Source organism: Rhizobium sp. C104 (assembly GCF_022354505.1).
Lineage (GTDB): Bacteria > Pseudomonadota > Alphaproteobacteria > Rhizobiales > Rhizobiaceae > Rhizobium > Rhizobium redzepovicii.
Genome location: NZ_CP092350.1, coordinates 107,012 through 132,632 on the forward strand (window position 1 = coordinate 107,012; position 25,621 = coordinate 132,632).

27 protein-coding genes and 1 pseudogene are annotated in these 25,621 nt (G+C 61.8%); 11 read left to right on the forward strand and 17 right to left on the reverse strand.

Translation table 11 applies throughout. The features are described 5' to 3' along the window. Positions 1–4 precede the first annotated feature (4 nt). The 3 genes from MF410_RS24935 to MF410_RS24945 are packed head-to-tail and all read right to left on the reverse strand — an operon-like array spanning position 5 to position 1,397. Positions 5–730 carry a glutathione S-transferase gene (locus MF410_RS24935; protein WP_131711523.1) on the reverse strand — a complete coding sequence of 242 codons (726 nt, stop codon included), beginning with the start codon at positions 728–730 and terminating at the stop codon, positions 5–7. 6 nt (positions 731–736) lie between these two features. Then, positions 737–1,027, reverse strand: coding sequence for a DUF3175 domain-containing protein (locus MF410_RS24940; protein WP_097625495.1), 291 nt, complete (start codon positions 1,025–1,027; stop codon positions 737–739). 55 nt (positions 1,028–1,082) lie between these two features. Then, on the reverse strand, positions 1,083–1,397 hold the full coding sequence (locus tag MF410_RS24945; protein ID WP_131711522.1) for a plasmid stabilization protein: 315 nt from the start codon (positions 1,395–1,397) through the stop codon (positions 1,083–1,085). A 156-nt stretch (positions 1,398–1,553) separates the two neighbouring features. Between MF410_RS24945 and MF410_RS24950 the strand changes: the two genes are divergently transcribed. Continuing rightward, positions 1,554–1,946: a hypothetical protein gene (locus tag MF410_RS24950; RefSeq protein ID WP_239620594.1), complete on the forward strand. Its 393-nt coding sequence runs from the start codon at positions 1,554–1,556 to the stop codon at positions 1,944–1,946. Positions 1,947–1,983: 37 nt separating this feature from the next. Here MF410_RS24950 and MF410_RS24955 read toward each other — a convergent pair whose 3' ends face one another. The 4 genes from MF410_RS24955 to MF410_RS24970 all read right to left on the reverse strand — a co-directional run bounded on the left by MF410_RS24955 (position 1,984) and on the right by MF410_RS24970 (position 3,530). Then, positions 1,984–2,157, reverse strand: a complete 174-nt coding sequence (locus tag MF410_RS24955) for a hypothetical protein (protein ID WP_165503953.1) — start codon at positions 2,155–2,157, stop codon at positions 1,984–1,986. An 11-nt stretch (positions 2,158–2,168) separates the two neighbouring features. After that, on the reverse strand, positions 2,169–2,351 hold the full coding sequence (locus tag MF410_RS24960) for a hypothetical protein (RefSeq protein WP_097625491.1): 183 nt from the start codon (positions 2,349–2,351) through the stop codon (positions 2,169–2,171). A 139-nt stretch (positions 2,352–2,490) separates the two neighbouring features. Beyond that, positions 2,491–2,745, reverse strand: coding sequence for a DUF2934 domain-containing protein (locus MF410_RS24965; protein WP_003574663.1), 255 nt, complete (start codon positions 2,743–2,745; stop codon positions 2,491–2,493). 143 nt (positions 2,746–2,888) lie between these two features. Further along, positions 2,889–3,530 carry a UdgX family uracil-DNA binding protein gene (locus MF410_RS24970; RefSeq protein WP_239620595.1) on the reverse strand — a complete coding sequence of 214 codons (642 nt, stop codon included), beginning with the start codon at positions 3,528–3,530 and terminating at the stop codon, positions 2,889–2,891. Positions 3,531–3,691: 161 nt separating this feature from the next. Between MF410_RS24970 and MF410_RS24975 the strand changes: the two genes are divergently transcribed. After that, positions 3,692–5,155, forward strand: a complete 1,464-nt coding sequence (locus tag MF410_RS24975) for a phospholipase D-like domain-containing protein (RefSeq protein WP_097625575.1) — start codon at positions 3,692–3,694, stop codon at positions 5,153–5,155. A gap of 179 nt (positions 5,156–5,334) precedes the next feature. Beyond that, positions 5,335–6,150, forward strand: a complete 816-nt coding sequence (locus MF410_RS24980; RefSeq protein ID WP_097625489.1) for an endonuclease/exonuclease/phosphatase family protein — start codon at positions 5,335–5,337, stop codon at positions 6,148–6,150. A 33-nt stretch (positions 6,151–6,183) separates the two neighbouring features. On the opposite strand, the gene MF410_RS24985 is transcribed toward MF410_RS24980, so the two are convergent. Beyond that, on the reverse strand, positions 6,184–6,522 hold the full coding sequence (locus MF410_RS24985; protein ID WP_239620596.1) for a hypothetical protein: 339 nt from the start codon (positions 6,520–6,522) through the stop codon (positions 6,184–6,186). 610 nt (positions 6,523–7,132) lie between these two features. Here MF410_RS24985 and MF410_RS24990 point away from each other — a divergent pair. The 7 genes and pseudogenes from MF410_RS24990 to pepT all read left to right on the forward strand — a co-directional run bounded on the left by MF410_RS24990 (position 7,133) and on the right by pepT (position 14,653). Continuing rightward, the gene (locus MF410_RS24990) at positions 7,133–7,855 is read left to right on the forward strand and encodes a FadR/GntR family transcriptional regulator (RefSeq protein ID WP_049732927.1); all 723 of its coding nucleotides are present in this window, start codon (positions 7,133–7,135) and stop codon (positions 7,853–7,855) included. Continuing rightward, positions 7,852–9,024, forward strand: coding sequence for a PLP-dependent transferase (locus MF410_RS24995; RefSeq protein WP_097625487.1), 1,173 nt, complete (start codon positions 7,852–7,854; stop codon positions 9,022–9,024). The genes MF410_RS24990 and MF410_RS24995 overlap by 4 nt, the downstream gene beginning before the upstream one ends. Positions 9,025–9,054: 30 nt before the next feature. Continuing rightward, positions 9,055–10,314, forward strand: a complete 1,260-nt coding sequence (locus MF410_RS25000) for a sugar ABC transporter substrate-binding protein (protein WP_012555219.1) — start codon at positions 9,055–9,057, stop codon at positions 10,312–10,314. 177 nt (positions 10,315–10,491) lie between these two features. Further along, positions 10,492–11,427, forward strand: a complete 936-nt coding sequence (locus tag MF410_RS25005) for a sugar ABC transporter permease (protein WP_003594549.1) — start codon at positions 10,492–10,494, stop codon at positions 11,425–11,427. Positions 11,428–11,431: 4 nt separating this feature from the next. After that, complete coding sequence (locus MF410_RS25010) at positions 11,432–12,262, forward strand: carbohydrate ABC transporter permease (protein WP_097625486.1); 831 nt, start codon at positions 11,432–11,434, stop codon at positions 12,260–12,262. 4 nt (positions 12,263–12,266) lie between these two features. Next, entirely contained in the window at positions 12,267–13,325 is a 1,059-nt protein-coding gene (gene ugpC, locus MF410_RS25015; protein ID WP_097625485.1) for a sn-glycerol-3-phosphate ABC transporter ATP-binding protein UgpC, read from the forward strand. Between the two features lie 94 nt (positions 13,326–13,419). After that, positions 13,420–14,653, forward strand: a pseudogene (pepT, locus tag MF410_RS25020) (peptidase T). A 40-nt stretch (positions 14,654–14,693) separates the two neighbouring features. On the opposite strand, the gene MF410_RS25025 reads toward pepT, so the two are convergent. From MF410_RS25025 to MF410_RS25045, 5 genes are all read right to left on the reverse strand, one after another. After that, entirely contained in the window at positions 14,694–15,560 is an 867-nt protein-coding gene (locus MF410_RS25025; protein WP_239620597.1) for a cell wall hydrolase, read from the reverse strand. A gap of 155 nt (positions 15,561–15,715) precedes the next feature. Continuing rightward, positions 15,716–16,756, reverse strand: coding sequence for a sulfate/molybdate ABC transporter ATP-binding protein (locus tag MF410_RS25030; RefSeq protein ID WP_222148575.1), 1,041 nt, complete (start codon positions 16,754–16,756; stop codon positions 15,716–15,718). 10 nt (positions 16,757–16,766) lie between these two features. Beyond that, positions 16,767–17,639: a sulfate ABC transporter permease subunit CysW gene (gene cysW / locus MF410_RS25035; protein ID WP_097625483.1), complete on the reverse strand. Its 873-nt coding sequence runs from the start codon at positions 17,637–17,639 to the stop codon at positions 16,767–16,769. After that, positions 17,629–18,486 carry a sulfate ABC transporter permease subunit CysT gene (cysT, locus tag MF410_RS25040; RefSeq protein WP_097625482.1) on the reverse strand — a complete coding sequence of 286 codons (858 nt, stop codon included), beginning with the start codon at positions 18,484–18,486 and terminating at the stop codon, positions 17,629–17,631. The genes cysW and cysT overlap by 11 nt, the downstream gene beginning before the upstream one ends. Positions 18,487–18,494: 8 nt before the next feature. Continuing rightward, entirely contained in the window at positions 18,495–19,520 is a 1,026-nt protein-coding gene (locus MF410_RS25045) for a sulfate ABC transporter substrate-binding protein (protein WP_183778023.1), read from the reverse strand. A 359-nt stretch (positions 19,521–19,879) separates the two neighbouring features. Between MF410_RS25045 and MF410_RS25050 the strand changes: the two genes are divergently transcribed. Further along, positions 19,880–20,896, forward strand: a complete 1,017-nt coding sequence (locus MF410_RS25050; RefSeq protein WP_183778025.1) for a porin — start codon at positions 19,880–19,882, stop codon at positions 20,894–20,896. Positions 20,897–20,945: 49 nt separating this feature from the next. Here MF410_RS25050 and MF410_RS25055 read toward each other — a convergent pair whose 3' ends face one another. The 4 genes from MF410_RS25055 to kdpC form a co-directional block, all read right to left on the reverse strand. Next, positions 20,946–21,401: a PTS sugar transporter subunit IIA gene (locus tag MF410_RS25055; RefSeq protein ID WP_239620600.1), complete on the reverse strand. Its 456-nt coding sequence runs from the start codon at positions 21,399–21,401 to the stop codon at positions 20,946–20,948. A gap of 41 nt (positions 21,402–21,442) precedes the next feature. Then, on the reverse strand, positions 21,443–22,135 hold the full coding sequence (locus MF410_RS25060) for a response regulator transcription factor (protein ID WP_183778029.1): 693 nt from the start codon (positions 22,133–22,135) through the stop codon (positions 21,443–21,445). After that, positions 22,132–24,840, reverse strand: coding sequence for a sensor histidine kinase KdpD (locus tag MF410_RS25065; RefSeq protein ID WP_239620601.1), 2,709 nt, complete (start codon positions 24,838–24,840; stop codon positions 22,132–22,134). Before MF410_RS25065 ends, MF410_RS25060 begins: the two co-directional genes overlap by 4 nt. A gap of 204 nt (positions 24,841–25,044) precedes the next feature. Further along, the gene (gene kdpC, locus MF410_RS25070; protein ID WP_183778033.1) at positions 25,045–25,614 is read right to left on the reverse strand and encodes a potassium-transporting ATPase subunit KdpC; all 570 of its coding nucleotides are present in this window, start codon (positions 25,612–25,614) and stop codon (positions 25,045–25,047) included. Between the last annotated feature and the right edge of the window lie 7 nt (positions 25,615–25,621).

Genomic DNA, 25,621 nt, shown 5'->3' on the forward strand with positions numbered 1-25,621 from the left:
CCGCTCATCCGGCGCTGTCGAGTTCGGGATAATGCCGGAAAATCCCGTCCTCGTTGAAGGCGAGGCGGCGTGGAGAAGCAAGATACCGGGCAATGTTCGAGCGCTTCGCCACCCGATCATGCAGCGCAAGCAGCGCCGGATATTCCGCCTTGCGCTTCGCCATGGCTTTCGGAAAAGCGTAGGTGAGGCCTTCGATCACCTGAAAAAGCGATAGATCGACATAGGTTAGCGCATTTCCGACGATATGATTGGGACCTGCAGGATTCTGCCGCAGCACACGCTCGAAATAACCAAGGAATTTCGGAATGCGATCACGGATGAAGGCGGCGGAGCGGGCTTTCGCTTCCGGCTTCTGGTCCTCGTAATAAAGCGATGTGTCGATCGGGTGATGCGTATCATGCACTTCGGCGACGAAATCGGTGACGGTCAGCTGCAGGCCGTTGGCGACATGGCGAAGGCCTTCATCTTCAGGCGCAAGGCCGAGCTTCGGGCCGAGATAAAACAGGATGTTGGCGACATGCGGGATAATGAGGTCGCCGTCCTTCAGGAAAGGCGGGGCGAAGGGAATATGCGGTTCGCTGTCGCTCTTCATCAGGGCGAACATGGCATCCGTACCGCGACCGGGCTCGCGAGTGATATCGACATAATCGGCGCCGGCCTCTTCAAGCGCCAACCGCACGAATTCTCCGCGGCCTTGAAGGCCGTCCCAATAATAAAGCTCGTATGCCATGGCTGATCATCCCTTCGGTTGACGACCGAAGTCTTTTCGCAATTCGTCCTTGGCCTTTTCAAGAGTGCCGCGCCGCTTTTTCGTCAGCTGGTCGCCGGCACGGTTGATGTAGAAGGTCAGCATGGACATGGCGGTGCGGAACGGGCTCGACTTGCGGCGATGGCTCTCCTCGGCCGAGTGCTTAACCGAGCGGGCGATCTTTTTTGGATCGTCCGATTTGAACACGCCTTCCTTCAGGTCCATCGCGTCGCTGTGTTCGGTGACATCCTGCGACCATTTCTTCTTCGATTTGGCCATCTCTGAAATCCTTTGCCGGATGCGGCCGCCGGCGGATCGCCGCCGTCGCATATTTTTAGTGGTGGCTGTGGTGCTCATGGCGCTTGCGCGTCGCGGCCGCCTTCTTCGCCGAAGCGGACCGTTCCTCCTTCGAGCGTGCGGCGGATGCAGCGCCGCCTATGCGGCCGCCCTTTTCAGAGGAGACATGCGTATCCTTCTTGCCGCGGCCGGAACCTGACTTATTGCCGCCGCCGCTTTCCTTGTTGACCGTCGCCCAGGCACGCCGTTCCGCCTCCTTCTCGGAAACGCCGCGATCCTCGTAGCCCTCCTCGATATGCTCGGCCTTGCGCTTCTGCTTGTCGGTATAGTCGGATTTGTCACCTTTCGGCATCGTCGCCTCCTTTGATGTGCAAAGGGGTCAAACTGGTGCCGCGGCCGAAAGTTCCGGCCTTGGGATCACCGACCCGGATTTCGGAACAAAAAGCGCTTCCGCCCGGTTGTCGATCAGACAGCCTTGCATGAGCCACGTCGGAAGGAGCCGAGAGCAATGGAAAACTACAGCGTCAAAGCTGATGGAAACGGCGCGATCGACGTCAATGGCCAAGTGTCGCCGGTCACCTATACGGTGAGCCTCAGGCAAGGGCAGTCCTACGAAGTCGATATCCGCCTGATTGCGCCGCGGGACTGGCTGCTGCAAAGAGGTTTCGAACGAGATGCCGTGCTGGTCAGCCAGAGCGGCGCGCGCATCCCCGTCTATCACGATGGTGTCAACCATCACGATGGTGTCAACCATCACGATGGTGTCAACCATCACGACAAAAGTCGCCTCGATCCCGCCGCCGCAATTTCGATCGAACTGACGGCGCGTGACGACAGCTGCATCAGCGAAGACGATCTGATGCGCAAATATCCCGAATTGGACGGCGCCGGTATTGGTTAAGGTTAGGCGACAGGCGGCGCTCGAGGGTGCCTCGCTGCTATTTCCGATGTAGCTTTTGCGATGCGGCGAAGGCGCGGCCGATATTGAAGAAGGGCGGCTGCACCGACGCGCGCGGATCGCGGAAAACCAGCCCGACGAGATTATCGACGACAAGGATGAAACCCAGCGCGAGCCCGAGATAGAGTAGTGCGGCGATGACGAGGAGCGACATTTCCATCACCCCTAGACGATCGCGATCGAAGCGCGGCTGCCGGCTGCGACAAGCGGGACGGAAAGGATAGTGGAACGGCCGTCGTTCATGGCAACTTCCCCGGTTTTGCCATAAACACCCAGCGTATATTCTTGTTCCCGGTTGTCGGGCGAGGGCTCAACTTTTTCAGGAAGGCTCAAAGCTTGCAGCGTCATCCGGCCTCTGTTCACCCCCGCATGGAAGCCCGTCCTCCGGAAATCGATAACGCACAACTAATTCAAGCTTATGACAAACAGCATCAAAGGGCGCCGCGACGACGCCCTTTTTTAATTCGGTTGCTCGGTATTTCGGTAATCAGAGCGCCGTCTTGCGGCTCGCCGTCCGTTTCGGCGCCGGTGTGACGACGCCGTTCGTCTTGCTGCCGGCGACGCTGCGCTTCGCCTTGGGCTTGACTTCCTTACCGTCGGAAGAGGCAGCGGAGCCCTCGAGCGCTTCGCGCTCGTGCCGTGCCTGTTCCCAATGGATGGATTCTCGCCCTGTCGGATAGCCCTCTTCTTCCCAGAGAGCGTATGCACGTTTTTTGATCCACTCGTCCCGAGTTTCTGCCATCGCTGATCTCCAGTCACATGATGCCGTCGTTCGAACGCGATACTGCTTGGATGGTTCCAGAGGAGGGGACCTCTTTCAAGAGAAATCGTGCTGCAACCGCAAATATTTCGCAATGCAGCATATCAGGGTTGAGAATCGGCCATTCATCCGGGCCGAAACTCGGTCGCCTTGTGCAGATCTGATACGAAATCCAGGCGCAGCCGCTGCCGCTCCACCTCGTCGCGGATGCGCAGGAGATAAGAGGGGTGGATGGTGACGAGGACAGGCGGATGGTTTGCCGGCTGCAGGATATGACCGCGCTCCGGCGTCAGCTTCGCCTTTGGTCCGAGCACCGCATAAAGCGCGCTTGCGCCGAGGGTGACGACGAGTTTCGGCTTGAGGATGTCGATCTCGGCGCCGAGCCACCAGGCGCAACGCTTGATCTCGCCGGCATTGGGTTTGGCGTGCAGCCGCCGTTTGCCGCGTTGCGTGAACTTGAAGTGCTTGACGGCATTGGTGACATAACAGCGCCGTCGGTCGAGGCCGGCCTCCACAAGGCAGCGATCGAGCAATCGGCCGGCGGGACCGACAAACGGCTGGCCGGCCACATCTTCCTGATCGCCCGGTTGCTCGCCGACAAGGACAATCTCGGCTTTCCCGGGGCCTTCGCCAAAGACGATCTGCGTGGCATTCCTATAGAGATCACAGCGGGTGCAGCCTTCGGCCTGATGCCGCAGTTCGGCGATGCTTTCCGCCTCCGCGATGTCCAGCGCCAGGGCCGGGCCAAGGGTTGCAACGATGTTCATGATGCGATCCTCATCTTTGCGGATCAATCGTCGGGCGCCGAGATTGTTCCCGCGGCGAAACGGGTGGCGAGCCGGCAAAATGATCACGGCGAGAAATTTCGCGCCATGGGAGAGAGCAGACGCGATTGAACGCTGCCGTTTCGCGGCTATATTGGCCAGCGATGTTCTATCTCCTGTCGACCTACTGGCCGCATATCCTCTTTGTCGTATCGATCGCCATGGGGGCCGTGGCGGCGATTCATGCCGCCATGACCAAGGAGGAGGTGCGTGCGGCGATCGGCTGGGTCGGCGTCATCATCCTGTCTCCGATCATTGGTGCGGTGCTCTATGCGATTGCCGGCATCAACCGCATCCGACGCAAATCGCTGAGCATCCGCCGCGACGCGCTGCTGCCGGCGGCCGAGATCGACGAGCTGGAAACGTTTGACGCCGAGGCCGAGACGGTGATCAGCCAGTTCGGCCGCCGCTTTGCGGCGCTGCAGACGCTCGGCGACCGGGTGACGCGCAATCCGCTGACCTCGGGCAATACGATCGACGTGCTGGAGACCGGCGACGAGGCCTATGCGGCGATGAAATCGAGCATCGACGAAGCGGCGCGCAGCATCCTGCTCGAAACCTATATTTTCGATCGCGACGCGATCGGCCTTCGCATCGCCGATGCGCTGATTGCGGCGGCCAAGCGCGGCGTGGCTGTGCGGGTGCTGATCGACGCGGTCGGCGCGCGTTATTCGGTGCCGAGCATTCTCGGCCATCTCCGGGATGGCGGCGTTACCGTCGCCGTCTTCAACGGCAATGTCATCATGGGCTTGCGGCTCCCCTATGCCAATCTGCGCACCCACCGCAAGATTTTGATCGTCGACGGGAAGATTGCGCTGACGGGTGGCATGAACATCCGCGCCGGTTTCAGCGAGGAGGCGACCGGCGAGAGCTTTGCTCACGACACGCATTTCAGCGTCACCGGCCCTGTCGTCGCCGATCTTTTCGACCTTGCTGCCGAGGATTGGCGCTTCTCAACGCAGGAGCTGTTGAATGGGGAGGCCTGGCGCATCGAACCGCCGCAGCGCAGCCCCGGTGATCCCATCCTGATGCGCATCGTCGCCTCCGGGCCGGACCGCAGCGTCGAGACCAATCACAAGATGCTGATGGGCGCCTTTTCCGTGGCGCGCCAATCGATCCGCATCATGTCGCCTTATTTCCTGCCGGACCGCGAATTGATCAGCGCCCTGGTGACGGCGGCCCGCCGCGGCGTCGAAGTCGATATCGTCGTGCCCGCGGTCAATAATCTCGTGCTGGTCGACCGGGCGATGACGGCGCAATTCGACCAGATCCTCAAGGGTTACTGTCGCATCTGGCGCTCGACCGGCAGCTTCAGCCATTCGAAGCTTTTGACGATTGACGGCACATGGGCCTATGTCGGCTCTTCCAATCTCGACCCGCGCTCGCTCAGGCTGAATTTCGAGGTCGATCTCGAAGTGCTGAACGAAGGTTTTGCCGGCGAGATCGACGAGCATATCGAGGAAACCCTGAAATCAGCGACGCCGGTGACGCTCGACGGTTTGCGGGCGCGGCCCTTCCCGGTGCGGCTGCTCGAAAAGGTGTTGTGGCTGGGTTCGCCCTATCTCTAATGCATATCGCCCAAAAGTGTGCAGCGGTTTTGGGAGGACGACATGCATAAAACAAAAAATCCGGCGCATTGCATGTCGATGCGACGCGCGTTTTTTTGGCGTTTGACATGGCAAGTTCCGCTTGCCCTCCTATACTGCCGAGAGAAGCCTTTTGATCAACGGACCGATCGCGCCTTCCGATGCACGCCAAGAAAGACAATCTTCCCTCCAGCATTCTCGCCTCGATCCGGAGCAGGAAGAAGCGGCTCGACCCGGCCTATACGGAAACACGGCCGCGCAGCGTGGGAACGCTGATCGCCTCCTACAATGTGCACAAATGCGTCGGCACCGATCGCCGCTTCGATCCGGAGCGCACCAGCCGGGTGATCCATGAAATCGGCGCCGATGTGATCGCGCTGCAGGAGGCCGATACGCGTTTCGGCGAACGCACCGGCATTCTCGATCTCGGCCGGCTGGAGCGCGAGACGGGGCTGATCCCGGTGCCGGTCGCCGGCATGGCCAAGGCGCATGGCTGGCACGGCAATGTCGTGCTCTTCAAGAAGGGGATGGTGCACGACGTGCACCAGGTCAAGCTGCCGGGGCTGGAGCCGCGCGGCGCGCTGGTGGCCGAGATCGAGCTGGAGCAGGGCGGGGTGCTGCGCATCATCGCCGCGCATTTCGGCCTGCTGCGCCACAACAGAGCCCAGCAGGCCCGCATGCTGGTCGAACTTATCAACGACAGACGGGAGATGCCGACCATCCTGCTCGGCGATCTCAACGAATGGCGGCTCGGCGACCGCTCCTCGCTCAACACCTTCCAATCCGCCTTCGGCCCGCTGCCCCCCGCCGTCCCCAGCTTCCCCGCCGGCCTGCCGCTCCTCGCCCTCGACCGCATCATCGCCAACCGCAAGGGGATCATCTCGGAGGTGGAGGCGCACGATACGCCGCTTGCCCGCATCGCCTCGGATCATCTGCCGATCAAGGCGCTTGTCGACCTGGGACCGGTGGCTGCGTAGGGCCGGCGTAGCGGCGAGTTTGTCGAGCATCGCTCATTTTGAGCGGAACAAACCCGCGAAATGAAGAAGCCGCTGGGCCCACGGTGATGGATCGATGGTTTCAGGCGGTGAAGGCCCGACCAGTCGGTCAAGGCGCGGCAGGAGAAATGCCGCCCAGTCGTCGAGATCGTTTTTGCTGAAATACGGCAGCCAGACGTCGGAGGGACCAACCCACTGTCTTGGATTTGCCTTCGCCAGATCACCGAGTTTTATCAGGATACGTCCGCCATCGTCTCCGACAACCTCGATGTCCGGATCGGGATCAGGCCGGGGACGGCGGGCGATAATGTGCTCTTCCAAAGCCTTGCCAATGGCTCGATCAGTGTCGTTCAAGTGGCGTAATATCCTTGTGTCGCCAGCGGCGCCGGAACCTTCGGAAAGATTGAGTGTAAATTTGCCGCCTGTAAGGCTGTTCGAAGATTGGGATATCTGAAGCCAGAAAACCCTTTTTCCGCGGGCAAAGCTGCATTTGCCCGTTTGCGAATTCCCAGCCGAGCTCCTGAAATCTGGAAGCCAGGAGTAAGCGCATATGTCGATGAAAACCTGCACTTTTCACATAGTCGCGCATGCTTCACAGCCTATACTTTGGCCACAACCCTTCGGAGCGGGCCATGGCAAGCTTGGGGGCACAATCCCTAGCGTAATGCTACCCGCGTCATCAGCGCTTTTTTCTTCCCTCAACATACACTTCACCCGTCTGTCCCATCAACTCGGCAAGGCGGATGACGTTGTAGGCGGCAGAGCGAAAATAAGGGGCACCTTCGCAGATACCGTGGGGAATGTTCGCCTGATTAGCTAAGGGCGCTAGCCCTGCCGTTACGTCACTTGACAAGCCACCACCACTTTATCCCAAACATCGCTTGACGGATTTCGCTCTTTGATAAATGCTAAGATGTCAGACCAATTTGGCGAACTGACTGCCTGACAAGAAAAATGGGGAACCATGAAGGCAAAGCTTAGCGACAGGCCGGTGATCCGGCCGCTTCCCGCCATGGACCGCGCGCGTCAGGTGACGGATGCGCTGGCGGATTATGTCGAGGATGCACGGCTGCAGGCCGGTGATCGGCTGCCGGCGGAGCGCGAGCTGATGGCGGCCCTTGCCGTCGGGCGTTCGACCATTCGCGAGGCAATCCGCCATTTCCAGGCGCTCGGGGTGATCGAGACGCGCAAGGGCAGCGGCACCTATCTGTTGAAGCCGGTGTCCCGGGCGACGATCCATATGCCGCTGTCCTTTGATGCTGTGCATCTTCGCGATGCGCTGCTGCAGACGCTGGAGGTTCGCCGCGGCATCGAGTGCGAGGCGGGCATGGTCGCAGCTAGGCGGCGGACTGCGAAGGATCTTGTCGTCATCGAGGAAAAGCTCAACGAGATGGAGCGGGTGCATCTGGAGAAGGGCACCTCGGGGCCGGAGGATCTGGCTTTCCATCTCGCCGTTTACGACGCCACCCACAATCCGCTGTTTCGCCAGCTTCTCGAGCAGATGCGCGAGACATTCGAGCGCTTCTGGGAACATCCGTTCGACCGGCAGGATTTCGCCCGCCGGTCCTTTCCCTTCCACCGCACCCTTTTCAACGCGATCGCGGCCGGGGATGCCGAGGCGGCGCGCGCGGAAACATTGAAGATCCTCGACATCGTCGAGGAAGACATCAAGGAAATGTCCAAATGAGCAGCGGCGAAGACCCGTTCGATCTTGCCTCCATCATCACCGCCCACGACGACGGCAATTTCGCCGACGCCGTCGTGCCGCCGATCTTCCAGACCTCGCTTTTCACCTTTTCCGATTATGACGAGATGATCACCGTCTATCGTGGCGAGAAGGTACGGCCGACCTATACGCGCGGGCTGAACCCGACGGTGCGCGCCTTCGAGGAGATGCTGGCCAAGCTCGAAGGTGCCGAGGATGCGCTGGGTTTTGCCAGCGGCATGGCGGCGATTTCGTCTTCCGTGCTCAGCTTCGTCGAGCCGGGCGACCGCATCGTTGCCGTTAAACACCTCTATCCCGATGCCTTCCGCCTGTTCGGCACCATCCTGAAACGGATGAAGATCGAAGTGACCTATGTCGACGGGCGCGACGAGGAGGCGGTCGCCAGAGCGCTGCCCGGCGCCAAGCTCCTCTACCTGGAAAGCCCGACGAGCTGGGTGATGGACGCGCATGATGTCGGCGCGCTCGCAGCGCTGGCCAAGCGCCACGGCGTCGTCTCGATGATCGACAACAGCTGGGCAAGCCCGTTCTTCCAGCGGCCGCTGACGCTCGGCGTCGACCTCGTCATCCATTCGGCCTCGAAATATCTCGGCGGTCACAGCGATGTGGTTGCGGGCATCGTTGCCGGCTCGAAGGAAATGATCGCCCGCATCAAGGCTGAGGCCTATCCCTATCTCGGCGGCAAGCTTTCGCCCTTCGATGCCTGGCTGTTGATTCGCGGCCTGCGCACGCTGCCGCTGCGCATGCGGGCGCATGAGGCATCGGCGCTCGAGATCGCCAGGCGCCTGCAGAAGCTCGAAGTAGTCGAGACGGTCTGCCATCCCGGCCTCGCCAACCGACTGCCGGCCGGGCTCAACGGCACCTCGGGCCTGTTTTCCTTCATCTTCCGCGACGGCGTCGATATCCGCGCCTTCGCCGACCACCTCAAGCTCTTCAAATTGGGTGTAAGCTGGGGCGGTCATGAAAGCCTGATCGTACCGGGCGAGGTGGTGCTGCAGCAGAAGGCACAGCCGAATTCCGCGCAAACCTTTGGCATCCATGCGCGATCCGTACGCCTCCATGTCGGCCTCGAAGGAACCGAGGCGCTGTGGAGAGACATCGAGGAGGCGCTCGCCGCCGCCTCGCAATCCTGAAACCCAAGAACCTAAAAGGGGGAACTGAGCATGAAAAAACTAATAATCTCGACGCTCTTTGCTTCGATGATGGCGGGTACGGCCTTTGCCGATACGACGCTGAAGCTTGTCGAAGTCATCACCAGCCCGGAGCGCACCGAAACGCTGAAATCGATCGTCGGCAAATTCGAGGCCGCCAATCCCGGCACCAAGGTCGACATCATCTCGCTGCCGTGGAACGAAGCCTTCCAGAAGTTCGCGACCATGGTATCGGCCGGCGACGTGCCCGATGTGATGGAGATGCCCGATACCTGGCTGTCGCTCTATGCCAATAACGGCATGCTCGAAAGCCTCGAGCCCTATCTCGCAAAGTGGGAGCACACCAAGGAGCTGACGCCGCGCGCGCTCGAACTTGGCCGCGACGTGAAGAACACCGCCTATATGCTGCCCTACGGCTTCTATTTGAGGGCGATGTTCTACAATAAGAAGCTGCTTTCGGAAGCTGGCGTCGCAGCGCCGCCGAAGACGCTGGAAGAGTTCACCGCCGCTTCGGAAAAGATCTCCAAACTGCAGGGCAAATACGGCTACTGCATGCGCGGCGGCGCAGGGGGGCTCAACGGCTGGATGATCTTCGCCGCCTCAATGGCCGGCTCGAACAAATACTTCAATGAAGACGGTACCTCGACGATGAACAGCCCGGGCTGGGCCAAGGGCATCGAATGGATGGTCGATCTCTACAAGAAGGGCTATGCGCCGAAGGACAGCGTCAACTGGGGCTTCAACGAAGTCGTCGCCGGCTTCTATTCCGGCACCTGTGCTTTCCTCGACCAGGATCCGGATGCGCTGATCGCCATTGCCGAACGGATGAAAAAGGAAGATTTCGGCGTCATGCCGCTGCCGAAAGGCCCGGATGGCAAGTCCTTCCCGACGATCGGCTATGGCGGCTGGTCGATGTTTGCGACCAGCGGCAACAAGGATCTCTCCTGGAAGCTGATTGCCACCCTCGAAGGGCCGGAAGGCAATATCGAGTGGAACAAGCGCATCGGCGCCCTGCCGGCCTATACGGCCGCCGAGAAGGACCCCTTCTATGCCGGTGACCAGTTCAAGGGCTGGTTCGAGGAACTGGCGGACCCGAACACGGTGCCGACCGTGATGCCGACCTACCTCGAGGAGTTCGCCTTCTTCAAGGATTCGCTGGCTATCAAAACCTCGCAGCAGGCGCTGCTCGGCGATATCTCGGCGAAGGATCTGGCCGACCAGTGGGCGGACTATCTGACCAAGGCGCAGCAGAAGTTCCTGAGCAAGAAGTAAGGGGTGAAGGGGGCGACTGCGGCCCCCTCATCCGACCCTTCGGGCCACCTTCTCCCCGAGGGGAGAGGGGAATCGCGGCGCCGCCTCATTCCCTCTTCTCCCCAGCGGGGAGAAGGTGCCGGCAGGCGGATGAGGGGGCTACCTCCCAGCGGTATATATAATGGAAACTGCAACCCAATGACCACTTCCGCCGATACACTCGACATGCGTCGCGACCGCAGGCCGTGGCTGCGTCGTCTTGCCGATGCTTCGGAGCCTTACCTCTACAGCGCGCCGTCGCTGATCCTGATCATCGCCGTCATGCTGGTGCCGCTGACATTGGGCGTTTCCTACGCCTTCCGCGATATACAGCTGCTCAATCCGTTTTCCGGCGGCTTCATCGGGCTCGATCATTTCCGCGAGCTTGCGGGAGATCCGGCCTTTTACGGAGCGCTGAGGAACACGCTCTGGTGGACCGGCGCCTCCGTCGTCCTGCAGTTCGTCTTCGGCCTCATCCTGGCGCTTTTGCTCGACAAGCCGTTCCCGGGCAGGGCGATTGCGCAGGCGCTGGTCTTCCTGCCCTGGGCCGTGCCGTCCTTTCTTGCCGGCCTCAACTGGGCCTGGCTGTTCAATCCGGTCATCGGGCCGATCCCGCATTGGCTCTTCGGGCTCGGCCTGATGCATGAGCCGGGCAATATCCTTTCCGATCCCAATTATGCGATGTGGGGGCCGATCGTCGCCAATGTCTGGTGGGGCATTCCCTTCTTCGCAATCACACTGCTCGCCGCCCTGCAGGCGATCCCACGCGATCTCTACGAGGCGGCGTCGATCGACGGCGCCGGCTGGTTCCAGCGTTTCCGCTCGATCACTCTGCCGTTTCTGGCGCCGACCATTGCCATCACCGTGCTCTTGCGCACCGTGTGGATCTCCAATTTCGCCGATCTGATCGTCGTCATGACCAATGGCGGGCCGGCCGACCGCACCCAGATCGTCGCAAGCTATATCTTCACCACGGCGTTCAAGCGGCTCGATTTCGGTTATGCCTCGGCGATCGCGCTGGTGCTGCTCGTGCTGCTGCTTGCCTATTCGATGCTGATCATCCTGCTACGGCAGACGCTGCTGAACAAGGATTGAGCCGATGAGACGATCCGCCATCCCCACCATCGCGCACCGCCTGGCAATCCTCTGCTATATCGCCTTCGCGCTCTTCCCGCTGTTCTGGCTGCTCAAGGTCTCGGTGACGCCGAACGACCTGCTCTATAGCGAAGGCGTGCGCATGTGGCCGTCGCGCACGACATGGGATCACTATGCCTTCGTGCTGCAGCACAGCGCCTTTCCGACTTTCTTCAAGAACAGCCTGATCGTCTCGGCCTCGACGGCGGTGACCGTGACGGTATGCGCCTCGCTTTCCGGCTACGCATTGTCGCGTTTCAATTTCCGGGCGAAATACTGGATCGTCGCGCTGATGCTGCTGACCCAGATGTTCCCGCTCGTCATGCTGGTGGCGCCGATCTTCAAGATCCTGTCGCCCTTGCACCTGACCAACAGCCTGACGGGGCTCGTCATCGTCTACACCGCCTTCAACGTGCCTTTCGCCACCTTTCTGATGCAGTCCTTCTTCGACGGTATCCCCAAGGATTTGGAAGAGGCGGCGATGATCGACGGTGCGACGCAGTTCACGGCTTTTCGCCAGATCATCCTGCCGCTGACGCTGCCCGGCATCGCCGCCACACTCGGCTTCGTCTTCACCGCCGCCTGGAGCGAACTGCTCTTTGCGCTGATGCTGATCAACGGCAACGACGCGGCGACCTTCCCGGTCGGGCTTCTCACCTTCGTTTCGAAATTCTCGGTGGATTTCGGGCAGATGATGGCGGCGGGCGTCATGGCGCTCATTCCGGCCGGCCTCTTCTTCCTGCTCATCCAGCGTTATCTCGTCCAGGGCCTGACGGCCGGCGCGGTCAAGGGTTAAACAAATGGCATCGATCGATATCCAGAATATCCGCAAAGCCTATGGCCATGTGCAGGTGCTGCACGGTGTCGACCTCGAGATCAAGGACGGCGAATTCGTCGTGCTCGTCGGCCCCTCCGGCTGCGGCAAGTCCACGCTGCTGCGGATGATCGCCGGGCTGGAGGACGTCACATCAGGCGAGATCCGCATTGCCGGCGCCCGGGTGAACGAGCGGCATCCCAAGGACCGCGACATCGCCATGGTGTTCCAGTCCTATGCGCTTTACCCGCATATGAACGTTGCCGGCAATATGAGCTACAGCCTGAAACTGCGGAAGACGGCGAAGGAGAAGATCGCCAGTGCCGTCTCCGCGGCCGCCTCCAAGCTCGGTCTCGATCCGCTGCTTGAACGTCGGCCGAAGGCGCTCTCCGGCGGCCAGCGCCAGCGCGTCGCCATGGGCCGCGCCATCGTGCGCCAGCCTAAGGCCTTCCTGTTCGACGAGCCGCTGTCCAATCTCGATGCGCGCCTGCGCGAACAGATGCGTGCCGAAATCAAGAAGCTGCACGGCGACCTGAAGGCGACCTCGATCTACGTGACCCATGACCAGATCGAGGCAATGACGCTGGCGGACCGGATCGTCGCCATGCACGGCGGCGTGGTGCAGCAGGTCGGCAGTCCGCTCGAACTCTACGATCACCCCGCCAATCTGTTCGTCGCGGGCTTCATCGGCTCGCCGGGGATGAATTTTCTCGATGCGAGCTATGTCGACGGCGGCGTCAAGCTGCAGGACGGAACGATCGTTCCGCTGGCAAAGCCGCTGCCCCTTGAAGATGGTGCCAAGGTTACGCTCGGCATTCGGCCGGAGCATGTGCTGATGACGAATGACGGGGCGGGCCTTGCCACCGATGTCGAACTCGTCGAACCCACCGGCTTCGGCATCATCCTGCATCTTGCCCTGCACGGGCTGCCGTTCAAGATCTTCACGCTCGATCGCGAAGCGCTGAAGGCAGGCCCGAAGGTCAATGTGGCTTTCCCGGCGCAGTATCTGCATGTGTTCGACGACGAGGGGCTACGCGTCGATTGATCAGGTCAATCCTCACGCATTGCGAGCGGAAAAAACTTTTGCCGCATCGCCCGTGAGGATTATATCAACCAGGTGATTTGCTGGATTGGATGCCATGACCGACACTGTTCTCGACCGCTTTCTCCGTTATGTCGTTATCGACACGCAATCCGATCCTGCCTCGTCGACGCAGCCGACCACCGAAAAGCAGAAGGATCTCGGCCGGGTGCTGGTCGATGAACTGCTGAAGATTGGCTTGGCCGACGCGCATCTCGATGAACACGGTTATGTCTATGCGACCATTCCTGGAAATAGCGACAAGGCGGTGCCGGTCATCTGCTTCTGCTCGCATATGGATACCGCGCCCGATTTCAGCGGCACGGGTGTCAAGCCGCAGATCATCCGTAACTATGCCGGCGGGGACATCGAACTTGCCGGCGATTCGAGCCGGGTGATCCGCGTTTCCGAGCATCCCGAGACTGAATAACCAGATCGGCAACGATATCGTCACCACCGATGGCACGACCCTGCTCGGCGCCGACGACAAGGCGGGGCTGGCGGAAATCGTGACTGCCGCGCAGTTCCTGATCGACAATCCCGAGATCCGCCACGGGACGATCAAGATCCTGTTCACGCCCGACGAGGAAGTCGGTCGCGGCGTCAACAAGGTTGACCTGAGGAAACTCGGTGCCGACTTCGCCTATACCATGGACGGCGAGACGGCCGGCCATATCGAGGACGAGACTTTCTCGGCCGATGGCGTCGAGATCGCTATTTCAGGCGTGGCTATTCATCCGGGCTTTGCCAAGGACCGCATGGAAAACGCCATCAAGATTGCCGGCGCCATCATCGACCGGCTGCCGAAGGAGATGGCGCCGGAGACCACCGAGAGCAAGCAGGGGTTCATCCATCCCACCGGCGTGACCGGCTCGATGGAAAAGGCCTCGCTCAGCCTCATCATCCGCGACTTCACCGACAAGGGACTGGTGGAAAAGGAAACGATGCTCGAAGCCATCGTCAAGGAGGTCATGGCTGGCTATCCCGGCTCGACCTATCATTTTCAGGTCAAGGAACAGTATCGCAACATGAAGGTGGTGCTCGACCGGCACCCGGAGATCGTCGACAACGCCATCGAAGCCGTGCGCCGTGCCGGCATGACGCCGGTGCGCGGCAGCATCCGCGGCGGCACGGACGGCTCACGCCTTTCCTTCATGGGACTGCCATGCCCGAACATCTTCGCCGGCGGCCATGCCTTCCACTCGCCGCTCGAGTGGGTCAGCCGGCAGGATATGGAAAAGGCAGTTAAGACGATCGTGGAACTCGCCAAGGTGTGGGAAGACCGCGCGTGAGCGCCCTGCAATTTAACCCACAACCGGAAGAACGACGGGCTTAGCCGCCGTTCGCCGCGACGCTGCCGCGCAGCATGACGCTGTCATAGGCGGGGCGGGGGATGGGGATCGCGATCCGCATTCCCGGGTCCGGTTCGATCGAGGTTTCCGGCTCGGTTACTGGCGCCGTGATCTGCATCGGCATGGGATTTGCGATGGGCGCCATATGGGCGGCCGTGGGCGCCGCATTGATCGGGGACATCGTGCTCGCCGTCGGCATCGGATCCGGCGCCGGAAGCGGAACCGGAACGGCCGAGGGGATCAAAGCCTCGAACTGCGGCGGCAGCATGCTTTCTCCCGGCACATAGTTCATCGCCACCTCATAGGCGGGCAGCGGCGGCGGCGTTTGCAGCATGCCATCGGCGCCGCGCTTCTCGTAGAAGGCGTTGCCGCCGGCGACCGCCACATAATGCATGTTGTTGTAAGGGAATTTCAGCCCGTCGGTGTGGAAGAACATCGCATCCTTGACCGCGGGATGACGGGCGCCTTTGAGGATCGCATCGGCGGCGGTCGCCAGCTCGGTTTCGGCCTGCGGCTTGACTTCGCGCGTCATCACGCCCGGCGCAAACTGCTTTTCCTGGGCGACGACGCCGCAGATCGACGGCGGATAGGCGCCTGACGTCAGCCGGTTCATGACCACGGTTCCGACAGCCATATAGCCGTCCTCATCGGAGTGCTGCGATTCGAAATACATCGCACGCTGCAGGCAGTCGCGGTCCTTGTTCGTGTAGTTGAAGGTAACTTTCGCCGGTTGCTTTGTCTTCGCCGCCGTTGCCGCCGGTTTCGGTGTCGTCGTGCAGCCTGTAGCCGCCAGCCCTACGAACAAAATCCCGATCAGGGATATTCCAAAGGAAATCTCCGCCCTCAACGCAAGGTGCCTCCTGTGGGATTAGTCCTACTTATTAACGTGAAAATCTTTTACTCGTCATGTGACAAAAATACAAACAACCATAGATCACAAAAAGCCAAAGGGCCTCTCGCCAAATGAGAGTCCTGCAAGGAGTCGGGCCGTGACAACACCCCTCAGCTGCGGAACAGCTTCCAGCGGGTCGGCTTGAAGGCCACGCGGTGGCGGTCGAGCCTGTCGGCCTCGCTCGGCGGCAGCTCGATCTCGATATGCGGGCGGTCATTGCCGATATCCAGTTCGATGTGGCGGGTGCCGGCGACGCGGCGGCTGGAAACCGGCTGGCCGGCGATGCAGTTTTCCGCTGATTCGCAGAGCCGCACGTCATGCGGGCGGAAATAGAGCTGCGCCATGCCGTCCGGCTCGCCCTCGGCATTGAGGCCGAGCGACCGGCCTTCGAAGCGAATATCGCCATCTGAGATTTCCACCTGCAGGCAGTTCGACTGGCCGATGAAGCCAAAGACGAAGGGCGAGTTCGGATTGTCGTAAACCTCATCCGGCGTGCCGACCTGCTCGATCGCACCCTGGCTCATGACGACGACGCGATCGGCAAGCTCCAGCGCCTCATCCTGGTCATGGGTGACGAAGACGGTGGTGTGGCCGGTGCGGTCGTGGATCTCGCGCAGCCATTTGCGCAGGTCCTTGCGCACCTGGGCGTCGAGCGCCCCGAAGGGCTCGTCGAGCAGCAGCACGTTCGGCTCGACGGCCATCGCGCGGGCGAGCGCCACACGCTGGCGCTGGCCGCCGGAAAGCTGCGCCGGGTAGCGTTTTTCAAGACCGGAGAGCTGCACGAGCTCGAGCAGTTCCAGCGCTCGCTTGCGGATATCAGCCTTGGCCGGCCGCCGCGCGCTGTTTCTGACTCTCAAGCCGAAGGAGACGTTGTCGAGCACCGTCATGTAGCGGAACAGGGCATAATGCTGGAAGACGAAGCCGATATTGCGCTGCTGCACTGATTTCTTCGAGGCATCTTCGTCGCCGAAGAAGATCTGCCCCTCCGTCGGACTTTCGAGGCCGGCGATCAGGCGCAGCAACGTCGTCTTGCCGGAGCCCGACGGGCCGAGCAGGGCGATCAGCTCGCCGGAGCGGATGCCGAGCGAGACATCGTGCAGCGCCGGAAAACGATCGAATTCCTTGCGGATGTTTTGAACGCGTACTTCCATTCCCAATCCTTCAGTGCCGCCGGCTGGCGGAGATTTCAGCGCTATAGCGCATTTCCAGCAGCGTCTTCAAAACAAGAGTGACGAGCGCCAGCAAGGCCAAGAGCGTGGCGACGGCAAAAGCGCCGGTGAAATTATACTCGTTATAGAGGATCTCCACCTGCAGCGGCATGGTGTTCGTCTGGCCGCGGATGTGGCCCGACACCACCGAAACGGCGCCGAATTCGCCCATGGCGCGGGCGTTGCAGAGCAGCACCCCGTAGAGCAGGCCCCATTTGATGTTCGGCAGCGTCACGTGCCAGAAGGTCTGCCAGCCGCTGGCGCCAAGCGAAAGGGCTGCCTCTTCGTCGGCGGTTCCCTGTTCCTGCATCAGCGGGATCAGCTCGCGGGCGACGAAGGGAAAGGTGACGAACATGGTGGCGAGGATCAGGCCCGGCACCGCAAACAGGATCTTGATGTCGTGGGCGCTGAGCCATTGGCCGAGCCACGTATTGGCGCCGAATAACAGCACGAAGACCAGGCCCGATATGACGGGGGAGACCGAGAAGGGCAGGTCGATCAGCGTCGTCAGGAAAGCCTTGCCCTTGAACTCGAACTTGGCGATCGCCCAGGCTGCGGCAACCCCGAAGATGAGGTTAAGGGGAACGCTGACCCCGGCAACGATCAGCGTCAGGCGGATCGCCGAGAAGGTTTCGGCATCACCGAGCGCCTCGATGAAGGGGCCGGCACCCTTGCGGAAGGCCTCGACGAAGACGGCGGCCAGCGGCAGCAGCAGGATCAGCAGCAGGAAGACCAGTGAGACGATGATCAGCGTGAAGCGCGCGATGCGGTTTTCGGTGGTGACCGAACGCAGCTTCACCGGTTGAGCGGTTGTATCAAGCGCCATAGCCGTACCTCCGCCTGCTCCAGCTTTGGATGAGGTTGATGACGAGCAGCATGGCGAACGAGATGATCAGCATGATCGCCGCGATGCCGGTCGCCGCCGCATAATTATACTCTTCCAGCTTGATGATGATCAAAAGCGGCGCGATCTCCGATTTGAACGGAAGGTTGCCGGCGATGAAGATGACCGAGCCGTATTCGCCAACGCCGCGGGCAAAGGCGAGCGCAAAGCCGGTGAGCACGGCGGGCGCCAGCCCCGGCAGCAGCACACGGAAAATCGTCTGGAAGCGGTTGGCGCCGAGCGTTGCTGCGGCCTCTTCCACTTCCTTGTCGATTTCTTCCATCACCGGCTGCACGGTGCGCACCACGAAGGGCAAGCCGACGAAGATCAGCGCGACGACGATGCCGGCCGGCGTGAAGGCGATCTTGATGCCGAGCGGCGTCAGGAACTGGCCGATCCAGCCGTTCGGCGCATAGAGCGTCGTCAGCGCGATGCCGGCAACGGCGGTCGGCAGCGCGAACGGCAGATCGACCATGGCGTCGATGATGCGCTTGCCGGGAAAGCGGTAGCGCACCAGCACCCAGGCAAGCAGGATGCCGAAGACGGCATTGACGATCGCGGCGATGAAGGCGCTGCCGAAGCTGATGCGCAGCGCGTTCAGCGTGCGCGGATCGAGCGCGATCGACCAGAATTTCTCCCAGCCGAGCGCGCTCGAGCGGACGGCAAGGCCCGAGAGCGGGATGAGAATCAGAAGGGTGAGCCAGGTCAAGGTAAAGCCGAGCGCCATTCCGAAACCCGGAATGACGCTCGGCCGTCTGAACCGCCACCGCGTGGGGCTATGTGCTTTCATGAAGTCTATTATTGGGCCGGCTTGTAGATCTGGTCAAATACCCCGCCGTCGCCGAAGAATTTCGGCTGCGCTTCTTTCCAGCCGCCGAAGTCTTCGATGGTCGCGAGCGTCAGCTTCGGGAAGCGGGCGATATCGGCGGGATCGGCGGCTTCCGGCTTGATCGGCCGGTAATAATGCTTGGCGGCGATCTTCTGGCCTTCGTCAGAATAGAGGTAATTGAGATAGGCTTCGGCGACCTTGCGCGTGCCCTTCTTGTCGACATTGCCGTCGACGACGGCGACCGGCGGGTCGGCACGGATGGAGAAGGTTGGCGTCACGATCTCGAACTGGTCTGGACCGAGTTCTTCGAGCGAGAGATAGGCTTCGTTTTCCCAGGCAAGCAGCACGTCGCCGAGGCCGCGCTGGACGAAGGTGGTCGTGGCGCCGCGCGCGCCGGTATCGAGAACCGGTACATGCTGCAGGAGCTTGGCGACATAATCCTGCGCCTTGGCTTCGTCGCCGCCATTCGCCTGCTTGGCCCATGCCCAAGCGGCGAGGAAGTTCCAGCGGGCGCCGCCCGAGGTCTTCGGGTTCGGTGTGATCACCTGCACGTCGTCCTTGACCAGGTCGCCCCAATCCTTGATGCCCTTCGGGTTGCCCTTGCGGACGAGGAAGACGATCGTCGATGTATAAGGCGTCGAATTGTTGGGGAATTTCGTCTTCCAGTCGGCCGGGATCTTGCCGGTGGCCTTGGCGATGGCGTCGATATCGCCTTCGAGGGCAAGCGTCACGACATCGGCGTCGAGACCGTCGATGACCGAGCGGGCCTGGGCGCCGGAACCGCCATGCGAGGCCTGGATCGTGACGGCTTCACCGTTGTCCTTTTTCCACTTCGCAGCAAATGCGGCGTTGAAATCCTTGTACAATTCGCGCGTCGGATCATAGGAAACGTTAAGCAACGTCTGATCCGCGAAAGCCGGAGCGATGCTCCCGATCGCGAAGCTGCCTGCCATGACCGCGGCTGCGATGAGCCGGGTGAGCCGTTGTGTCTGCATGGGAACCCTCCTGTTATCTGTCTTAACTCTATCAAGTCAGTCGTATAATGAAACGAAGGTTCTTCCGGCACGGGCCCTGCTGGTAGAATGTCATTCCATTTGAGGGGTGATTTTGAAATGGACGTGCCGAAGTTGGCCGCGGCCAATTTATGCCGCCCGCCGTCACTCGAGCGACCGTGCTTTTTTGGCCACAGTTCCTCCACGAAAGCGCCATGGTGGCGCTGATTTTTGCCCAGATTTTGCCGCGATGACACTTGCGGATTCCTATATGGCCACCGTGCGTCCGTTTTTTCCGGCCGCTACGCGGGGGCATCCCTTGAAATGTGCCTCGCATTCCAAACCTGTTAGGGCCATTCAAAATGAATATCAGAACTATCCTTTTTGCCTCCGTTGCCGCCCTTGCCGCGGCCTCCGGAGCCCGCGCAGCCGACGCCATCGTGGCGGCGGAACCCGAGCCCGTGGAATATGTTCGCGTTTGCGACGCCTACGGAACCGGCTATTTTTATATTCCGGGGACGGAAACATGCCTTTCGGTCGGCGGCTACATCCGTACCGAAGTGCGCTTCGGCGACCAAATCTCCGGCGATTCCGACGTAAACTTCTGGACTCGCGGTCAGGTCACCTTCCAGGCCAAGAACGACACCGAGTACGGCACGCTGACCGGCGTCATCACGCTGCGTTACAATGCCGACAATGCCTCCGATCAGGAAGCTCTGCTGGATGAAGGCTATATCGACATCGCCGGTTTCCGCGTCGGTAAGCTCTACAGCTGGTGGGATGACGACATGAGCGGCGAGACCGATACGCTCGCCAGCAACGAGACCACCCACAACTCGATCCGCTATCAGTACGAGAACGGCGCTTTCGCTGCCGGTCTCTCGGTCGACGAGCTGGAAGAAGACTATGCCACCAAGCCGGGCGAAGGCCCGAACAACTTCGGTGTCGCAGGCCAGGTTTCCTACAAGGCCGGCGCCGTCAGCGCTTACCTGCTTGCCGGTTATGACACCGACACCAGCGAAGTCGCCGTCCGCGGTATCGTCTATGCCGACATCGGCCCGGGCACGCTCGGCATTGCCGGCGTTTGGGCAAGCGGCGCCAACTACTACTACGAAGAGTCCGAATGGACGATCGCAGCAGAATACGCCTTGAAGATCAACGATAAGTGGTCGGTTACCCCCGGCTTCCAGTACTTCGAAAACATCGCTCTCGAAGCTGACGGCAATGGCTTCACAGGCGGCAGCGCCTACACGACTGGCGTCACGATCGACTATCGCATCGTCGACGATCTCCGTACGAAGCTCAGCGTGCAATATCACGATGAGGACGAAGGCGACGACGAAGTGTTCGGCTTCCTGCGCTTCCAGCGCGATTTCTAAGATTGCCTGATTGCAGACGAGGAGGCGCGACCCTTGGGCCGCGCCTTTTTCATACCCTGGAGTTGGCGATGAAATCGGAATAAAATTCGTCGACCGTCCTTGCCTTGCGCATGGCGGCGAGCACGCCGTCCGATTGCAGCCGCCGGGCGATGGCGGACAAGACGTTCAGATATTCGCCGCGATTGTTCTCCCCGAAAAGCAGCACGACCGCGATATCGGTCGGGATATCGTCGATCGCCTCGAAATCCAGCGGCTGGGCGAAGCGGAGGAGCAGGCCGCGCGGGCTCGTCATGCCGTCGATCGCCGCATGCGGAATGGCGATACCGTTGCCGATCCCTGTGGAGCCGAGCTTCTCGCGCGCTTCAAGCGCTTTCAGGATGGTCTGGCCGTCGACCGAGAAAGCCTTGCCGGCCTTCTCCGCTATCCCCTGCAGCGCGCGCCATTTGGTCGGCGCCGGCACGCCGATGAAGGTGTGTTCCGGCCGGATGATGTTGGGAAGGTTCATGTCATTCTCAATACTGTTCGGGCAGCGGGAGGCAAGGGCGGTCAGTCCGGTTCCCTGAGCCGGTAGCCGACGCCGGTCTCGGTGGTGATATAGTGCGGCTGGTCGGGAATCTGTTCGACTTTTTGCCGCAGCTGCCTGATGTAGACGCGCAGATATTGCACATCCGCCGCCGGCCCCCATACCTGCTTTAAGAGAAACTGGTGGGTCAGCACCTTGCCGGCGTGCTGGGCGAGCACCCGCAGGATGTCGTATTCCTTTGGCGACAGTTTTATGTCCTGGCCGTCGACCTTGACGATGCGCTTGACGAGGTCGATCGACAGCCCGCCCGTCTGGAAGATTGCCTTTTCCCCTTGCTGCTGCAGGCGGTGGCGCAGCGCTACGCGGATGCGGGCGCCGAGTTCGTTGACGCCGAAAGGCTTGGTCACGTAATCGTCGGCGCCGCTTTCCAGCGCCGTGACGATGCCGGCCTCGTCGGTGCGGCTGGAGAGGATGACGATGGGCACGGATAGCCCATCATCGCGCCACGCCTTTAAGAGGTCGTGGCCAGATATGTCGGGCAGGCCGAGGTCGAGCACGATAAGATCGGGCAGGCTGTCGGCGACCGACTGACGGGCGCTGGCGGCATTTGCCGCTTCCTGCACCTCGTAACCTTGGGCGTTCAGGCCGACGCGGAGCAGTTTGCGGATCGGCGGCTCGTCGTCGACGACGAGGATTTTGACGGCTGAACCGGTCATTTGAGTTCATCCAGTTTCGGAATGTCGTTGGGCTTCGGCAGGCGGATGGTAAAGACGGCGCCGGGGCGACCCGTCCGGTTGCCGGCCGCGATCGTGCCGCCCATCGCCTCGATGAAGCCGCGGCAGATGGAAAGGCCAAGCCCGGTGCCGGCGCGCACCTGATCGCCCTTGCGCACCCGGTAGAAGGTGTCGAAGACACGGGTAAGATCGGCCGGCGGGATGCCCGGGCCTTCGTCGGAGACCTTCACAACGACATTGTCGGCATCGGCCCAGCCGCCGATATGGATCACCGATCCTTCGGGCGCGTATTTCGCGGCATTGTCGAGCAGGTTGAAGATCACCTGCTCGAACAGCACCGGATCGACGCGCACCATCGGCAGGTCGGCTGGAATGCTCGTCTCGGTTCTGTGCCGTTCGAGCATCTTTGCGGCGCGACGCAGTGCGCTGCCGACGATATCGCCGGCATAATGCAGCGCGCCGTTCGGCTCCATCGCGCCGGATTCGATCTTGGTCATGTCGAGCAGATTGGCGATGAAACGGTTGAGCCGCTCGGATTCGTCGACGACGGTGGAAAGCAGGTCGCTGCGATCTTCCTCCGGCATCGAGGTGAAATAATCGCGCAGCGTGCCGGCGGCGCCGAGGATGGCGGCAAGCGGGGTCTTCAGGTCATGCGAGATCGACGTGAGCAGCGCCGAACGCAGCCGGTCGGCTTCGGCCGCGAGCCTCGCCCGGTCGACATCGGCGACGAGCTGGACGCGTTCGATGGCAAGCGCCGCCTGGTCGGCCAGCGCGTCGAGCAGCCGCTGCTGCTCGGGCGTCAGCAGCGGCCCGTCGCGTCGGTCGCTGTCGAGGCCGATGACGCCGACGGCGGTGCGGCCGGTTCTCAGCGGCACGTAAAGGCGCTTGGCGCCGGGCAACGTGTCGGCGCCGCGGCCGGCGGCGTGATTGTGCTCCCAGGCCCAGCGGGCGGCGGCGATATCGGCATCGTCGAGCGTGTCGTCGGGCGGATATCCGGCCTTGACGGCGATGCTACCCTCCTCAGGCAAGAGCAGCACGACGCGGACCTTCAGCATCGAGGCGAGCTGGAAGGCGGTTGCCCAGAGCACGTCGTCGAGCGTGCCGGTGCCGGCGAGCTTCTTCGAGAAGAGATAGAGATCCTCGGTCGTTCGCGCCCGCTGCCGAGCGGCGGCGGCCTGACGCTGCACGCTCGCGGTCAGATTGCTGGCGATGATGGCGACGCCCAAAAAGAAGAACAGGGCAAGCACGCTTTCCGGATCGCTGATCGTCAGCGTGTAGCGTGGCGGCAGGAAGAAAAAGTTGAAGGACAGCGCGCTGAGGATGCAGCTGTAAAGCGCGGGCCGCAGCCCATGCAGCACGGCCGAGGTCAGCACCGCCATCAGGAAGACCAGGGCGAGGTTGCGCACGTCGAGGACCTGGTCGAGCACGATGCTGACGCCGAGCGCGATCGCGACATAGACGGTTGCCAGCAGATAAGCCCGCAAATCCAGCTGCGGCGCGGTGGCGGCCGCCTTGACGCCGCGCGCGGTGGTCCCGTCCTTCTCGGTGCCAGAGATGACGTGGACGCTGATCTCGCCGGCCTTGCGGATCAGCTCGTCGGTGATCGAGCGGCCCCACCAGTCGCGCCAGGTCGGCTTCTTCGGCGCGCCGATGACGATATGGGTGACATTGTTGGCGCTGGCGTGGCGGACGAGTTCGTCGGCCACCTCACGGCCGGGGATGGTGATGGCCTCGCCGCCGAGCTGCTCGGCAAGCCGCAGCGTCGAGGCGATCGTATCGCGCTCGGCTTCGCTGAGGTTGATCGAGCGGTTGGTCTCGACATAGACGGCCGCCCAGGGCGCCCGCAGCCGCGAGGCCATGCGAGAGGCGTAACGCACCAGCGAGGCCGACCGCGGGTGATGATCGACCGAGACGAGGACGCGTTCGCCCGCCGCCCAGGGGCCTGATATGGCGTGGGCCTGCATATGGGTGAGCAGCTGATCGTCGACACGCTGGGCGGTCTTGCGCAGCGCAAGCTCCCTCAGCGCCGTCAGATTGCCGGGCGTGAAATAGTTGGTCAGCGCCCGCTCGGCGGTGCGCGGCATGTAGACCTTGCCGTCATGCAGGCGCTTGATGAGGTCGTCCGGTGTCAGGTCGATGATCTCGACGTCGTCGGCAAGGTCGATGATCGAGTCCGGCACCGTCTCCCGCACCCGGATGCGGGTGATCTGCGAGACGACGTCGTTCAGGCTCTCGACATGTTGGATGTTCAGCGTTGAATAGACGTCGATGCCGCGGTCGAGCAGCTCCTTGACGTCGAGGTAGCGCTTCGGATGGCGGCTGCCCTCGGCATTGGTATGGGCGAGTTCGTCGACCAGCACGAGATCTGGCCTGCGGGCGAGGATGCCGTCGAGATCCATCTCCTCGAGCAGCCTTCCCTTATAGTCGATTTCGACGCGGGGGATGATCTCGAAGCCGGCGAGCAACGCCTCGGTCTCCTTGCGGCCGTGGGTCTCGACGACGCCGATGACGACATCGAAGCCATCGGCGATCTTGGCGCGGCCGGAGAGGAGCATCTCATAGGTCTTGCCGACGCCAGGGGCGGCGCCTAAGAAGATCTTCAGACGGCCGCGCGTTTCCGCCCGGGCTTTTTCGAGCAGCGCATCGGGCGATGGCCTGCCGGCCTGGTCGCGGTTGTCGTCTGGCATGCGTGTGGTCTTTCTGCCAATGCCTGTGCTTGAGGACGGGCGCTACGCCTACTGCTCCCTCATTCCCGTGCTCGTCACAGGAATCCAGCCACGCGAAGTCCTTCGCGTGAAAGGAAGTATCCCGCGTCGCAGACGCGACGCTGCTGGATCCCTGTGACAAGCACAGGGATGAGGGAAGAGAAGGCGGCACCCAGCCAACGAAACTCACTCAGTCATAGAAGCATCAAGGCTCTGGTTCAACGCCAGAACATTGACGGTGGGTTCGCCGAGAAGGCCGAGTTCGCGGTCGTGAACGGCGCCGTCGACCAGCGTCTTTACCTTGGCCTCATCCACGCCACGCGCCTTGGCCACGCGGGCCACCTGGAAGTAGGCGGCGTCGGGCGAAATGTCGGGATCGAGGCCGCTGCCCGATGCGGTGACGAGGTCGGCGGGCACCTCGGCATTGGGGTTCGTCGCCTTGTAGGCCTCGTAGTCGCCCTTGACGCGATCGATCAGTTTCTGGCTGGTCGGGCCGAGGTTCGAGCCGCTGGAGGCGGCGGCATTATAGCCGTCGCCGGCAGCCGAGGGACGGCCGTGGAAATACTTGTCTGAGGTGAAGGCCTGGCCGATCAGTGTCGAGCCGATCACCTGGCCGTTCTTCTCGACCAGGCTGCCGTTTGCCTGGGCGGGAAAGAGGGCCTGGGCCGCCCCGGTCATGGCGAGGGGGTAGAGAAGGCCGGTGATCGCGGTGGTGGCGACGATCATGACGACGGCCGGGCGAAGTTCTTTCAACATTGTTCCT